Below are 13,916 nucleotides of genomic sequence, written 5' to 3'. Positions count from 1 at the left end.
ACACCGCAGCCGCAGCCAGCCATTCGAGCCACTGTGGACCTAGGTGGCGTGGACCTAGGTGGCCTGGACGTAGCGGTGACCACCGGCCTCGCGCACCCACAGCTGGCCGTCGCCGGCGGTGGGGCCCTGCTTGACCAGCTCGCGCTTGAGGATCTTGTTGGTGGCGGTGCTGGGCAGGTCTGGTGCGATGCGGACGTAGCGGGGCCACGCCTTGGTGGACAGGTCGCCCTGGGCGGAGAGGAACTCCTGCAAGCCGCCTGGGGTGAGCGTGTCCTCGTCGCCGAGCACCACCGCGGCCATCACCTGGTCACCGATGTGCTCGTCGGGCACCGCGTACACCGCCACCCGGTTGGCGGCGGGCAGCCGCTGCAGGATCCGCTCGATGGGTGCGGCGGCGAGGTTCTCCCCGTCCACCCGCATCCAGTCCGACGTGCGTCCGGCCAGGTAGATCCAGCCGTCGGCGTCCCGGTAGGCGAGGTCGCCGGACCAGTACATGCCGTGGCGCATCCGCTCGGCGCTGGCCTGCTCGTCGCCGTAGTAGCCGGAGAAGAAGCCGGCACCGGCGGTGTTGACCAGCTCGCCGATCGCCTCCTCCGGGTTGGCCAGCGCGCCGGTGTCGTCGAAGCGGGCCGTGGCGCACTCGGTGACGGTGTCGGAGTGGTAGATCGCCACCCCCTCGAAGCCCTTGCCGATCGACCCGGTGGGGGTGCCCGGCTCGCGGGTGACGATCACCGCGCTCTCGGTGGAGCCGAAGCCGTCCCACACGGTGCAGTCGAAGCGGCGGCTGAAGTCCTCGATGTCGCGGTCGCTGGCCTCGTTGCCGAACGCCACCCGCAGTGGGTTGTCGGCGTCGTCGGGCTGCTCGGGGGTGGCCAGCACGTAGGCCAGCGGCTTGCCCACGTAGTTGAGGTAGGTGGCGTCGTAGTGGCGCAGGTCGGCCAGGAAGTGCGAGGCGGAGAACTTCGCCGGGGCCATCGCCGCACCGCTGGCCACCGCCACGCTCCAGCCGCCGAGCACGGCGTTGGAGTGGAACAGCGGCATGGACAGGTAGCAGGTGTCGGCCGGGCCGAGCCCGTACTTCTCCGCCAGCGTCTGCGCGGCGAACACGGCCATCACGTGCGGCACCTGCACGGCCTTGGGGTCGCCGCTGGTGCCGGAGGTGAAGATCATCATGAAGGTGTCCATGGCCTCGGCCTCACGGTGCGGGACCAGCGCTCCGGCACCCGCGCGGCGCTGCGCCCACTCCGGGTCGGAGGTGTCGATCACCTGCACCCCGGGCAGCTCCAGCCCAGCCAGCAGCGGCCGGTGCTCGGCGTCGGTGAGCAGCACCTGGCAGTCCGCGCGCAGCACGTCGGCCGCCAGCCCGGCACCGCGGCGGGTGTTGTTGATGCCGCACAGCACGTAGCCACCGAGGCCCGCGGCGGCCATGGCGCGCAGCATGTCCGGGGTGTTGCCCAGCAGCGTGCCCACGTGCAGCGGACGGTCGGGCTGCGCGCCGGCGATGAGCACGGCGGCCTCGGCGGCGGCCTCGGCGAGGTGCTCGCGCCAGCTCCACTGCTGGTCGCCGAACTTCACCCCCGGGGTGTCGTCCTCGGTGCGTTGGCGCAACATCTGCTGAACGGTCTCGGTCACCGAAGACTCCCCCTGTGATACACGTCTCACTGTCCGCTGCAATGTAGCGGCCCACGGAGGCCCTGCCCAGGGGTTGATTCGGCGGCGAAATCCCGCTAACCAGCGAGAAAGCTCAGCAGTGCGGCGTTGACCTCCTCGGCGTAGGTCCAGCCCATGCCGTGCGGAGCACCGTCGATCTCCACGTAGGTGGCCTCGGGCAGCTCGGTGCGCAGCCGCCGGGCGGTGTTGTCGATCGGCAGGATGTTGTCCTTGGTGCCGTGCACGATCAGCACCGGCACGTCGATCTGGGGGATGTCGGCGCGGAAGTCGGTGAGCCAGGTCGGCTGCGCCCAGATGGAGGCGTGCCCGGAGGCGTTGTAGGCCAGCTGGGTGTTGGCGTCCAGCGCCTCCTGGCTCAGCCGGGTGCCGAGGTTCTCGTCGGTGTTGAAGAAGCCCTGGAAGAACTGGGTGAAGAAGGCGTAGCGGTCGGCCGTCACCCCCGCCAGCAGCGGGTCGAACACCGACTGCGGCACGCCGTCGGGGTTGTCTGGCGTCTGCAGCAGGAACGGGCCAAACCCACCGAGCACCGCGGCCTTGGCCACCCGGCCCGACCCGTGGGTGCCCAGGTAGCGCATCACCTCGCCGCTGCCCATGGAGAAGCCGACCAGCACCACGTCGGTCAGGTCCAGCTCGTCCAGCACGGCCTTGAGGTCGGCGGCGAAGGTGTCGTAGTCAAAGCCGGTGGCGGGCTTGCTGGAGCGCCCGAAGCCACGCCGGTCGTAGGTGATGGTGCGGTAGCCGGCGGCCAGCAGGGCCTCCACCTGCTTCTCCCACGACGACCCGTCCAGCGGGTAGCCGTGGATGAGCACCACGGGCTGGCCGCTGCCGTGGTCCTCGTAGTACAGCTCGACGGGGGTGGAGTTCTCGGTGCCGACGGTGACGTAGCCCATGGGGTGCCCCTCTTCCTGGCCGGCGAGCAGTGGCGCTCTGCGGTGCTGACCACACTAGAATCAGCGCCGCGCTGCAGCCCAGCGCAGCCGGACGTTGTCGGCCTGCTCCTGCTCGGCCAGCACCAGCTCCAGCTCGTGCAGCGCCTCCGCCAGCCGCGGCACCCAGCCCTGCTCCAGCGCCCGCAGCCGCCGCCGGGTGGCCACCACCCGCCCGTCCAGCACCGCCAGCGCCGTCTCCAGCGCCGCCTGGCGCACTGCCGCGCGCAGCGCGTCCTGGTAGCGGCGGCGGGCCAGCACCAGCGCGCTGTTGGCCGGCAGCGGCGCGTCGGCGGGCGGACCATCCACCCGCAGCTGCGCGTCGTCGGGGTAGCGCACCCCCATCAGCTGGCGCCAGTGCACCGTCACCTGCGCGGTCACCGGTGCCGCGGCGGCGTCCACCGCCTGCTCCCCGCTGAGCAGCACCCCGTGCAGCAGCCACCGCTCGGCGTCGCGGTGCAGCTCCGCCCAGCCGGCCGCGGAGGAGTCGCGCTGGGCGGCGATGCGCTCGCGCTCGGTGAGCAGCACCCGCAGCTGCTGGTCCAGCAGCCGCGCACCCTGCCGCGCCGCGCCCAGCCGCCGCTGCAGGGCCAGGCGACCGGCCCGCCCCGGCGGCACCCGCACCGGCCGCGGCACCCCTCAGCCCTGCTCGCCGGCGGGTCGGTAGTGCTCGTCCAGCAGGGCCACCGGCAGCATGGTCAGCTCCCGCCGGGGCAGCACGCCCAGTGCGTCCCAGGCCCGGTCCAGGGTGTCGTCCAGGCTGCGGGCCTCGTCCCGGCGCTGGTTCAGCAGGTGCTGCTCCACCCGCGTCTGGTAGCGCAGGTAGGCGTGGTCGGTGTCGCTGAGCGCGTCCTCGCCCACCAGCTCGGCCAGCTCGCGCACCTGGCGGGCGCGGGCCAGGGCCGACATCACCTGCGCCGCCACGTCCAGGTGGTCAGCGCGGGTGCGCCCGGGGCCGGCGCCCTTGCGCATCAGCCGGGACAGCGAGCTCAGCGGGTCCACCGGCGGGTACACCCCGGCCGCCTGGACCTCCCGGGAGAGCACCACCTGGCCCTCGGTGATGTAGCCGGTGAGGTCGGCGACGGGGTGGGTGATGTCCCCGGCGGGCATGGTCAGCACCGGCAGCACCGTCACCGAGCCGGCCGTGCCCCGGATCCGGCCGCAGCGCTCGTACAGCGAGGCGAGGTCGCTGTAGAGGTAGCCGGGGTAGGCGCGGCGCCCAGGGATCTCCCCGCGGGCGGCCGACACCTCGCGCAGCGCCTCGGCGTAGGCGGTCATGTCGCTCATCACCACCAGCACGTGCCGGCCGGTGTCGAAGGCCAGGTGCTCGGCCACGGTGAGCGCGATGCGCGGGGTCTGGATGCGCTCGATCACCGGGTCGTCGGCGGTGTTGAGCAGCAGCACCAGCTCGCTCTCCGCCGAGCGGGCCTCCAGCGCGTCGCGCACCGCGGCCGCGTCGGTGTTGGTCAGCCCCATCCCGGCGAAGACCACCGAGAACGGCTCGTCACCCACGGTGGCCTGGGCGGCGATCTGGGTGGCCAGCTCCAGGTGCGGCAGGCCGGCCACGGAGAACACCGGCAGCTTCTGCCCGCGCACCACGGTGTCCAGCGCGTCGATGGCGGAGACCCCGGTGAGCACGGCGTCCGCCGGCGGGTCGCGCCACGTGGGGTTGAGCGGAGCCCCCGAGATGGGCGCGGTGGTGGTGCCGAAGATGGGCGGTCCGCCGTCGATGGGGCGCCCGCGCCCGTTGCACACCCGCCCCAGCCAGTCGGTGCCCACCGGGATGCGGAAGGCGGCACCGGTGAACGCCACCCGGGTGCGCCCGGGCAGGATGCCGCGGGTGCCCTCGAGCACCTGCACCACCACCCGGTCGTGGTCCACCTCCAGCACCAGGCCGTTGCGGGTCTCGCCGCTGCCCAGCTCGATCCGCGCCGCCTCGTCCCAGCCGACGCCGCGCACGCCGCGCACCACCAACAGCGGGCCACGCACCTCGGCGACGTCGGTGTACTGCACCGTCCCCAGGTCGGTGGCGGCGTGCTCGGCGGCGCTCATGCGTCGGCGTCCTGCCGCAACCCGTCCAGCCGGGCCAGCACCGCGTCCAGGTGGCCCTGCACCCCGGCGGCGTCGGTGGGGCCGGCTTCCTGTGCCGCCCGCAGCAGCGGCCCGTAGTCCAGCTCCTCCACCCGCCCCGGCGGCACCCCGGCCGCCACCAGCGCCAGACAGCGGTCCACCACCGTCAGCACCGCCGCCAGCAGCGCCGCACCCTTGGCCGCGGAGCAGAACGCGTCGTTCCGGCTGAGGGCGCTCTGCTGCAGCACCCCCTGGCGCAGCAGCGAGCCGGCCAGCATCACCATCCGCTCCGCCCCGGGCAGCGAGGCCGCGCCCACCAGCTCGGCCAGGGCGGTGAGGCGGTCGGCGTCGGCGAGGTAGCCCAGCGCCCGCTCCCGGCGCTGCGCCCAGCCCGGGTCACCGCCGGCGGCGTGCCAGCCGCCCAGCGCCGCGGCGTCGCGGGAGAACGACCCCGCCCAGGCCACCGCCGGGTAGTGCCGGGCGTAGGCCAGGTCGCGGTCGAGCGTCCACACCTCGCGCACGAACCGCTCGGTGTGCGCGGTGACCGGCTCGGTCATGTCCCCACCGGCGGGTGAGACCGCGCCCAGGATGGTGACCGACCCGGCCCGCCCGCCGAGGGTGCGCACGTGCCCGGCCCGCTCGTAGAAGGCGGCCAGCGCCGAGGCGAGGTGCGCGGGGTAACCCTCCTCGGCGGGCAGCTCGCCGGTGCGGGAGGCGAGCTCGCGCAGCGCCTCGGCCCAGCGGGAGGTGGAGTCGGCGATGAGCACCACGTGGTAGCCCATGTCCCGGAAGTACTCCGCCACGGTGACGCCGCTGTAGACGCTGGCCTCGCGGGCCATCATCGGCATATTGGAGGTGTTGGCGATGACCACGGTGCGCAGGATCAGCCGGTCCCCGGTGCGCGGGTCCTCCAGCGCCGACAGCTCGGCCACCACGTCGGCCATCTCGTTGCCGCGCTCGCCGCAGCCGACGTAGACGATGACGTCGGCGTCGCACCACTTGGCCACCTGCTGCAGCAGCATGGTCTTGCCGGTGCCGAAGCCGCCGGGCACCGCCGCGCTGCTGCCCCGGGCGACCGGGAAGAGCAGGTCCAGCACGCGCTGCCCGGTGTGCAGGGCCTCCGGGTGGTAGATCCGGTCGGCGCAGGGGCGGGCCTGGCGCACCGGCCACTGCGGGCTCATCGGCACCCCCACCCCGGCCACCGTGGCCAGCACCGCGTCGTCGGGGTGCGCACCCGGCGCGGCGACCTGCTCCACCGTGCCCGCCACTCCCGGAGGCGCCAGCACGCTCACCCGCAGCGGTCCGGCGGTGGCCACGGTGCCCAGCTCGTCGCCGGAGCCCACCACGTCACCCACCGCGACGGTGGGGGTGAACGCCCAGGTGCGCGCCGGCGGCGGGGCACTGGCCTGCCCCGGGGTGAGCCAGGTGCCGGCGTCGGCCAGCGGGCGCAGCAGCCCGTCGAGCACCGCGCCCAGCAGCCCCGGTCCGAGCCGCGCCGACAGCGGTGCGCCCTGCGGCTGCACGGGGGCGCCCGGGCCCAGGCCGCCGGTCTCCTCGTAGGCCTGCACGGTGAGCTCGTCGTCGGCGATGGCCACCACCTCACCGGGCAGCCGGTGCTCCCCCAGCAGCAGCAGCTCGTTCATCGCCACCGCCGAGCCGGGCTCGTCCTGCACCCCGACGAGCGAGCCGGCGACCCGAAACACTCTTGCGCTCACGGTGATTCACCAGCCCCAGCGGAGTCCGTGGCCCACAGCCCCTCGACCTCGCTGCCCAGGCCCTCGAGCACCTGCGCGGCGACGTCGTCCAGGGTGAGCACCAGCAGCCGACCGTCCGCCTCCGCCCGCACCCCGCCCTCCGGTGGCTCGCTGATGCGGGCGTGCTCGCCGAGCACCTGCCGGGCGTGGGCGACCAGCCGCTGCCGCCAGGCCGGGTAGGCGGGGTCCTCGCGCAGGGCCGGCAGCGCGGCGCGGACCTGCGCACGCAGGTCGTCGTAGGCCTGCTGGCGGGCGGCGAGCACCACCTCGCGGGCCTCGCGCCGGGCGCGGGAGCGGGCCGTGGCCTGCAGCGCCGCCGCCTCGGCCTCGCCCTCGCGGCGGGCGGCGGCCACCACCGCCTCGGCGTCACGACGGGCCTGGGCGTCCACCTGCGCGGCGTGCTCGCGGGCTGCGGCCAGCTGCGACTCGGCCTCGGCACGGGCGTGGTCGAGCACCGCGCGGCGCACCGGCTCCAGCGGGTCGCGCACCGGGGTGCTCATCCTGGCAGCACCGCCGTCAGCGGTGGCCGGCCCACCGGCCGGAGCTCACCCAGGGCGGCCGCGGCGGCCGCGGTCAGCAGCACCAGCTCCACGTCGGGGGGCAGCTGCCGCCAGGCGTGCCGCACGGCCGCGTCGTCCTCGGCGGCCAGCACGGTGGCGCCGGCCAGCGCGTAGCCCACGCACGCCGTGCGCTGGCCGATCACGGCGACGCGGCCCACCGCTCACGCCTGCCCGATGAGGATGATGGCGATGATCAGCCCGTAGATGGCGATGCCCTCGGCCAGCCCGACGATCACCATGGAGCGGCCGAACAGCTCAGGACGCTCGCTCATCGCGGCCAGCGCCGCCGCCCCGGTGTAGGCCACCGCCACCGCGGCGCCCAGCGACGACCCGGCCACCGCGATGGCGGCACCCAGCAGGGCCGCCCAGGTGTCGCCGTCGGCGGCGGCCTGCGCGGTGACGGTGGAGGCCTCGGCGGCGCCGGGTCCGATCGCGGCCAGCACGGTCAGCGCCACCAGCCCCAGCACGAACAGCACCGCGTTGGCCGCCACCAGCACCCGCACCGCCGCTCGTCCGCGCCGGCGCAGCAGCAGCCGGGTGGCGGCGAACCCGCCGAGCAGGACGGGCAGTGCCAGCAGCCAGGCGATCATGCGCGAGGGTCTGGTGGTCGCAGCACGGCGTCCTCCGATCAGACGCTCGCGGGCGGGGCGGCGTCCCTGTCGATGGTAGGTCGGGCCATACCGTCGGAGCCCGGCTCCGGGCGCCAGGGACGAAACGGTCGCCCCTCGGTGGTGAACACCCGGGAGAACAGCTCGTAGTACTCCAGCCGCAGCGCCTGCACCCCGGCCACCAGCGCCTCCAGGGCGAAGGCCACCGCATTGCCCAGCGCGAAGACGACCACGGCGGCGAGCACCGCCACCCCACCCAGGTCCCACAGGCTGGTGGCGCCGTCCCACACCACCTCGCCCAGCGCGGCGTGGGTGAGCCCGAACGCGGCCAGCCGGGCGAACGAGATGAGGTTGGTGCCCACTCGCATCACCGCGTCGAACACCTCCACCGCGGCCTGGGTGAGGCCCGCGGCGCCGCCGCCCGCGGTGGCCACGAAGCCCAGGAACGCCAGCGCCACCCCGGCCACGATCACCACCGCGCCCACCACCACCAACCAGGTCAGGCCCGCCCACAGCGCCAGCACGACCAGCCCGAGCCCGGCCAGCAGGGCGGCTCCGGCGATGCCGGTGGCCGAGGACAGCGCCAGCGGCCAGCCGCCCTCCCGCCAGCGGTTGACGATGCCCAGCACCTGGGCGCCAGCCAGCAGCACCGCGCCGATGCCCAGGGCAACCAACAGCAGGGTGATCGGCTCCTCCAGCGGCTGCAGCCACAGCGTGGGCACCACGCCGGTGGGGCCGAAGCACTCCCCGTAGAGCAGCCCGAACACCGCCGCCGCGAGGCCGCAGCCCACCACCAGCGGCCACACCACCCGGAAGCGGGCGAGCTGACGGGGCTTGCCGGCGGCCATCAGCACGCCGAGGAGCACCAGCAGCGCGCCGTGGCCGACGTCGCCGAACATCATCCCGAACATGAAGACGTAGGTACCGCCGGCGAGCAGGCTGGGGTCGAGGTCGGCGTAGGGCACCGTGCCGTACACCTGCACCAGCGGGCTCATCGACTGTCGCACCGTGCTGCCGGGCTGCAGCATGGTGGGCGGGTCCACACCGCGGGGCCGGCGCAGCGGCACCACGGCGCCGCCGAGGTCGACGAGGTCATCGGCCAGGGCGGGCACCGCGGCCGCCGGCATCCAGCCCAGCAACCCGTCCACCTCCCCGCGCCGCACCGCGCCGGCGGCCACGGTGTCCAGGTCGGGCTGGGCCTGCGCGCCCGCGTCTCGCCCCTCCCCAGGGAGCTCCAGCTCCACCGTGCCTGCGGCCCGCACGTGTAGCAGCACCTCCGGCAGCTGCTCGTGCGGAGCGAGCAGGGCCACCCGCTCCATCCGCACCGGCACCTGCCCGCTCGCCCGCTGGGGCCGGACCCGCTCACGCGACGGCATCGAAGGCCTCCAGCACCGCGCCGCTGCCGCCACGCGCGGCGCACTCCAGGGCCGCGCGCACCCGCCAGGCGTCCACGGACAGCACCCCGATCACCCCCACCACCGGCCTGCGGCCGTAGCCGGAGCCGCGCAGCAGCGCGAAAGCCTCGTCCTCCACCCGCAGCCACCAGCGCGCCTCGGCCTGCCACAGCTCAGCCGGCTCCGCCACCCCCTCGAGCACCCAGGCGATAGCACTGGGCAGGCTCGCCCGCACGGCGTCCAGGTCCTCCGGCGCCGTGGTGACGGTCGCGGCGAACGCGGGGCTCACCACCGCGGACGCCTGCGTCAGCACGCTGGGCGGCACCGGCTCGCCCGCGACGGCCACGCGGCGCAGCACCTGCAGCACCGCCGCCGCCCGCGCCCAGGTGGCCGCCTCGGGCACCCGCGCGGCCACCGCGTCGGCCCAGGCCAGGCGCAGCGCCAGCTGCAGCTCGTCCACCGCGGCGCCGGCCCGCACCCGCCACGGCGACGCCTCCAGCGCTGCCTGCGCGGCGGGCACGCTGGTGGTGGCGGCCAGCCGCTGCCCGGCGACGTCCAGGGTGCCCAGCGCGAAGGGCTCGACCTCCGTCGCCGAGCCCTGCAGCCGGGCCAGGTGCGCCTCCGCGTTGGCCACCTCGAAGCCACCGGCGAGGGCGCGCACCACCTCAGCGCCGTCGCGGGGCAGCCAGCCGGCGAGCACCCGCAGGTTCCACAGCACCGCGGCAGCCACCCCGCGCTGGGCGGTGCGCAGGTCCTGGCCCACCGACACGTCGTGGCCGTAGGAGGCCTCGTGCAGCACCCCCAGCGCGGCATCCAGGCTGGGCTGCTCGGCCAGGTGCCGCGCCCCGCCGGCCCCGAGCCGCCGCTGGGCCAGCGCCCGGCCCCGCACCACCCCGGCCACCCAGGCGGTGCTCATCCGGTGGTCTGCTCCCGCAGCGCGGCGCGGGTGCCCGCCAGCACCCGGTGCACGTGCTCGGGCATGCGCTGCGCGGCGGTGGCACGGATCCGGGCGGCCTGCTGCTGCGCGGCGGCCAGCGCGGTGGCGGCCTCCTGCTCAGCCTGACGGGTGCCCTGCTGCACGGCCGCGGCCCGGGCGGCAGCGGCGTCGCGCTGGGCGGCGGCCGCGGTGGTTCGGGCGCGCTCGGCGGACTCGGTGCGCAGCTGCTCGGCCTGCTCGTGAGCCTGGCGGCGCAGCGCCTCGGCCTGCTCCTGCTCCGGCTGCAGGCGGGCCAGCACCGGCGCCAGCTCGGCGGCGATCTCGGCGGCCCGGTCGGCGGGGACTCCGCTGGCGGTGGCGGCACCGGGGGCGGCGGCCGCCTGGAAGCGCCGCAGGATGTCTCGTGGTCGCGGCACGGCGTCCTCCGATCGCCAGTGGCCCGCAGCGGCGGGGCACCCTCTCGATCGTAGGTCGCGCCGGTGGCGCGAGGGTGGGCTCAGCCCGCCTGGGCGGAGCGCTCCTCGGTGATGGTGATGCCCTGCGCGGCGGCCCAGGCGCGGGCGTCCAGCACGTCCAGGCGCAGCTGCTCGATGAGCTCGGTGGAGCCGACGAAGCGCACCTGCGGCCGCAGGTGGGCGTGCAGGCGCACCAGCACGGTGGCCCCGTACAGGTCGCCGGTGAAGTCCAGCAGGAAGGCCTCCAGCAGGCGCTCGCCGTCCTTGCCGTAGTACGTCGGGCGGTGGCCCACCGACACCGCGGCCACGTGCACCGGGCCGTCGTTGGCCGGGTCGATCTGCACGGTGCCGGCCCACACGCCGTCGCTCAGCGCGTGGTCGGGCACGGCGACGTTGGCGGTGGGAAAGCCCAGCAGCCGGCCACGCTTGTCCCCGTGCTCAACCACCCCCTCCACGTCGAGCACCACAGCGTTGTCCTTGCCCGGCCTGATGGCCATGCGCTCCTCCAGCGGTCCGCGGGGGCGCTCCCCGTCACCCGCGGAAAGTACACGCCGCCAGCGCCCGCACCCCGGCGCGCGTGGCGCGGCCACCGGGCCGGACCACCGCTCGGTGCGCTGACCTGCGCCGATGCCACGTGCGGCGTCTTCTTCCACTGAGCGGACCTTGCGCTCACGCTGCGCCGAAGGCAGGTTCACCAGGGTTGCCCCGCCCGCGCCAGGAGGACGCCGATGAGCACCGACCACGCACAGCTGCTCGCCGGGAAGGTCGCCGTCGTCACCGGCTCCAGCCGTGGCATCGGGTTGGCGGTGGCGCACGCCCTAGCGGCCGAGGGGGCGCGAGTGGTGCTGAACGGCCGCGACGCGGCGACCGCCGAGCGAGCTGCCGCCCAGGTGGGTGGCGGTGCCGTGGCGGTGCCCGGTTCGGCTGCAGACCACGCCGTGGCCGCCCAGCTGGTGGACACCGCGGTGGCGGTGCACGGCGGGCTGGACGTGCTGGTCAACTGCGCCGGAGCCGCGGAGCCGGCGGGCTCGTCCATCCTGGACATCTCCCCCGCCGACTGGCAGGAGCTGCTGGACAGCCACCTCACCTCCACCTTCGCCACCTGTCGCGCGGCGGCGCCGGTGCTGCGGGAGCGGGGTGGCGGGGTCATCGTGAACACCAGCTCGCACGCCTTCACCGGGATGTTTGGCGGCACCGGCTACGCCGCGGGCAAGGGCGGGGTGAACAGCCTGACGCTGGCCCTGGCCCGGGAGCTGCGCGAGCACGGCATCCGGGTGAACGCCGTGTGCCCCGGCGCCCGCACCCGGTTGTCCACCGGCGACGACTACACCCAGCACGTGCAGCGGCTGCACCAGCGGGGGCTGCTGGACGAGGTGACCCTGGCGGCGTCGCTGGCCCCGGCGCCACCGGAGTACGTGGCGCCGCTGTACACCTACCTGGCCAGCGACCTCTCCGCCGGCGTGAGCGGCGAGGTGCTCTCCGCGGCTGGCTGCTACCTGGGCCGCTTCGCCCCGCCGGCGGAGACCCTGCTCGGCTGGCGCGACCACGCCGACAGCCCGCCCTGGACCCCGGCCGAGGTGGCCGCCCAGCTCGCCACGGCGGGCCTCGGCGACTAGTCCCGCTCTTGTGGCGTGAGTCACAGCGGCGGTCCTATGCTCGCAGGGCTGAACCCGCTGGGAGGTCCCCATGAGCACCGACAACGCCGTGAGCACCGACACCGCCCCGCTCGGCACCGCCACCACCGACCCGCAACAGCGGGTGGACGCCTGGCTCGCCGACTTCGACCAGGCCCTGCACGACCGGGACGTGGACCGGGCGGCCGGGATGTTCGCCGCCACCAGCTTCTGGCGCGACCTCGTCGCCTTCTCCTGGAACCTCACCACGGTGGAGAACCCGGACGGGGTGGCCGACCTGCTGCGCGCCACGCTGGCGGACACCGACCCGCACGGCTTCGCCACCGAGGAGCCGCCCGAGGACGCCGACGGCGTCACCACCGCCTGGATCACCTTCGCCACCGCGGTGGGCCGCGGCCGCGGGCTGCTGCGCCTGGTGGAGGAGGACGGGCCCAAGGCGTTCACCCTGCTCACCACCCTCTACGAGCTGACCGGCTTCGAGGAGCCGCGCGGCACCCAGCGGCCGATGGGCGCCGAGCACGGGGCCAACAAGGAGCGGCTGACCTGGCTGGAGCGGCGGCAGAAGGAGGACGCCGAGCTGGGCACCGTCACCCAGCCCTACGTGCTGGTGGTCGGTGGCGGGCAGGGCGGCATCGCCTTGGGCGCGCGGCTGCGCCACCTGGACGTGCCCGCGCTGGTGATCGACAAGCATCCCCGCCCGGGCGACCAGTGGCGCGGGCGCTACAAGTCGCTGTGTCTGCACGACCCGGTCTGGTACGACCACCTGCCCTACCTGAAGTTCCCGGACAGCTGGCCGGTGTTCGCGCCCAAGGACAAGATCGGTGACTGGCTGGAGTCCTACACGCGGGTGATGGAGGTGCCCTACTGGACCAGCACCCGGGCGCTGAGCGCGTCCTACTCCCCCGAGGCCGGCGAGTGGACGGTGGAGGTGGAGCGCGACGGCGCCCCGCTCACCCTGCGCCCGAAGCACCTGGTGCTGGCCACCGGCATGTCCGGCAAGCCCAACGTCCCGACGCTGCCGGGCCAGGACGTCTTCCGGGGCGCGCAGCACCACTCCTCGGCGCACCCCGGACCGGACCCGTTCGTGGGCAAGCGGGTGGTGGTGGTCGGCAGCAACAACTCCGCCTTCGACATCTGCGGGGCGCTGTGGGAGTACGGCGTCGACGTCACCATGGTGCAGCGCTCGTCCACCCACATCGTCAAGAGCGCCAGCCTGATGGAGATCGGCCTGGGCGCGCTGTACTCCGAGCAGGCGCTGGCCAACGGGATCACCACGGAGAAGGCCGACCTGATCTTCGCCTCGCTGCCGTACCGGATCATGCACCAGTTCCAGATCCCGCTCTACCAGCAGATGGCCGAGCGGGACCAGGACTTCTACGCCCGCCTGGAGGCCGCCGGCTTCGACCACGACTGGGGCGAGGACGGCTCGGGGCTGTTCATGAAGTACCTGCGCCGCGGCTCGGGCTACTACATCGACGTGGGCGCGGCCGACCTGGTGGCCAACGGTGACGTGCGGCTGGCCAAGGGACAGGTGGACCACCTCACCACCGACGCCGTGGCGCTGGCCGACGGCACCGAGCTGCCCGCCGACGTCGTCGTCTACGCCACCGGCTACGGCTCGATGAACGGCTGGGCGGCCGACCTGATCAGCCAGGAGGTGGCCGACCGGGTGGGCAAGGTGTGGGGGCTGGGCTCGGACACCACCAAGGACCCCGGGCCGTGGGAGGGCGAGCAGCGCAACATGTGGAAGCCCACCCAGCAGGAGGCGCTGTGGTTCCACGGCGGCAACCTGCACCAGTCGCGGCACTACTCGCTCTACCTCGCGCTGCAGCTCAAGGCCCGGCTGGAGGGCATCTCCACCCCGGTGTTCGGCCTGCAGCCGGTGCACCACCTCAGCTGAGGCTCGC

General features: G+C 74.7%; 14 protein-coding genes. 2 read left to right on the top strand and 12 right to left on the bottom strand.

Translation table 11 applies throughout. From position 1 onward, the window contains the following. Positions 1 to 54: 54 nt before the first annotated feature. From fadD1 to AC3YO9_RS07025, 12 genes are all read right to left on the bottom strand, one after another. Positions 55 to 1,632: a fatty-acid--CoA ligase FadD1 gene (gene fadD1 / locus AC3YO9_RS07080; protein WP_489982663.1), complete on the bottom strand. Its 1,578-nt coding sequence runs from the start codon at positions 1,630 to 1,632 to the stop codon at positions 55 to 57. Positions 1,633 to 1,727: 95 nt separating this feature from the next. Then, the gene (locus AC3YO9_RS07075; RefSeq protein WP_489982662.1) at positions 1,728 to 2,561 is read right to left on the bottom strand and encodes an alpha/beta fold hydrolase; all 834 of its coding nucleotides are present in this window, start codon (positions 2,559 to 2,561) and stop codon (positions 1,728 to 1,730) included. 60 nt (positions 2,562 to 2,621) lie between these two features. After that, complete coding sequence (locus AC3YO9_RS07070; RefSeq protein ID WP_489982661.1) at positions 2,622 to 3,233, bottom strand: V-type ATP synthase subunit D; 612 nt, start codon at positions 3,231 to 3,233, stop codon at positions 2,622 to 2,624. 3 nt (positions 3,234 to 3,236) lie between these two features. Then, positions 3,237 to 4,649, bottom strand: a complete 1,413-nt coding sequence (locus AC3YO9_RS07065) for a V-type ATP synthase subunit B (protein ID WP_489982660.1) — start codon at positions 4,647 to 4,649, stop codon at positions 3,237 to 3,239. Further along, complete coding sequence (locus tag AC3YO9_RS07060) at positions 4,646 to 6,382, bottom strand: V-type ATP synthase subunit A (RefSeq protein WP_489982659.1); 1,737 nt, start codon at positions 6,380 to 6,382, stop codon at positions 4,646 to 4,648. The genes AC3YO9_RS07065 and AC3YO9_RS07060 overlap by 4 nt, the downstream gene beginning before the upstream one ends. After that, positions 6,379 to 6,921 (bottom strand): V-type ATP synthase subunit E family protein, encoded by a 543-nt coding sequence (locus AC3YO9_RS07055; RefSeq protein ID WP_489982658.1) that lies wholly within the window; start codon positions 6,919 to 6,921, stop codon positions 6,379 to 6,381. The genes AC3YO9_RS07060 and AC3YO9_RS07055 overlap by 4 nt, the downstream gene beginning before the upstream one ends. Continuing rightward, on the bottom strand, positions 6,918 to 7,139 hold the full coding sequence (locus tag AC3YO9_RS07050; RefSeq protein WP_489982657.1) for a hypothetical protein: 222 nt from the start codon (positions 7,137 to 7,139) through the stop codon (positions 6,918 to 6,920). Before AC3YO9_RS07050 ends, AC3YO9_RS07055 begins: the two co-directional genes overlap by 4 nt. Before the next feature lie 3 nt (positions 7,140 to 7,142). Further along, on the bottom strand, positions 7,143 to 7,571 hold the full coding sequence (locus AC3YO9_RS07045) for an ATP synthase subunit C (RefSeq protein WP_489982656.1): 429 nt from the start codon (positions 7,569 to 7,571) through the stop codon (positions 7,143 to 7,145). A 38-nt stretch (positions 7,572 to 7,609) separates the two neighbouring features. After that, complete coding sequence (locus tag AC3YO9_RS07040; RefSeq protein WP_489982655.1) at positions 7,610 to 8,965, bottom strand: V-type ATPase 116kDa subunit family protein; 1,356 nt, start codon at positions 8,963 to 8,965, stop codon at positions 7,610 to 7,612. Continuing rightward, on the bottom strand, positions 8,952 to 9,899 hold the full coding sequence (locus tag AC3YO9_RS07035) for a hypothetical protein (protein WP_489982654.1): 948 nt from the start codon (positions 9,897 to 9,899) through the stop codon (positions 8,952 to 8,954). Before AC3YO9_RS07035 ends, AC3YO9_RS07040 begins: the two co-directional genes overlap by 14 nt. Continuing rightward, entirely contained in the window at positions 9,896 to 10,336 is a 441-nt protein-coding gene (locus tag AC3YO9_RS07030) for a hypothetical protein (RefSeq protein ID WP_489982653.1), read from the bottom strand. Before AC3YO9_RS07030 ends, AC3YO9_RS07035 begins: the two co-directional genes overlap by 4 nt. Positions 10,337 to 10,416: 80 nt before the next feature. Beyond that, the gene (locus AC3YO9_RS07025; RefSeq protein WP_489982652.1) at positions 10,417 to 10,872 is read right to left on the bottom strand and encodes a riboflavin kinase; all 456 of its coding nucleotides are present in this window, start codon (positions 10,870 to 10,872) and stop codon (positions 10,417 to 10,419) included. Between the two features lie 231 nt (positions 10,873 to 11,103). Here AC3YO9_RS07025 and AC3YO9_RS07020 point away from each other — a divergent pair, with 231 nt between their 5' ends. Beyond that, complete coding sequence (locus AC3YO9_RS07020) at positions 11,104 to 11,991, top strand: SDR family NAD(P)-dependent oxidoreductase (RefSeq protein ID WP_489982651.1); 888 nt, start codon at positions 11,104 to 11,106, stop codon at positions 11,989 to 11,991. A 70-nt stretch (positions 11,992 to 12,061) separates the two neighbouring features. Continuing rightward, the gene (locus AC3YO9_RS07015) at positions 12,062 to 13,909 is read left to right on the top strand and encodes a flavin-containing monooxygenase (RefSeq protein WP_489982650.1); all 1,848 of its coding nucleotides are present in this window, start codon (positions 12,062 to 12,064) and stop codon (positions 13,907 to 13,909) included. Positions 13,910 to 13,916: the final 7 nt, after the last annotated feature.

It is taken from the genome of Rhodococcus sp. Z6_132 (genome assembly GCF_058133635.1).
Note: the sequence above shows the minus strand (reverse complement) of the source record. Positions and strands in the feature narration are given on the sequence as shown.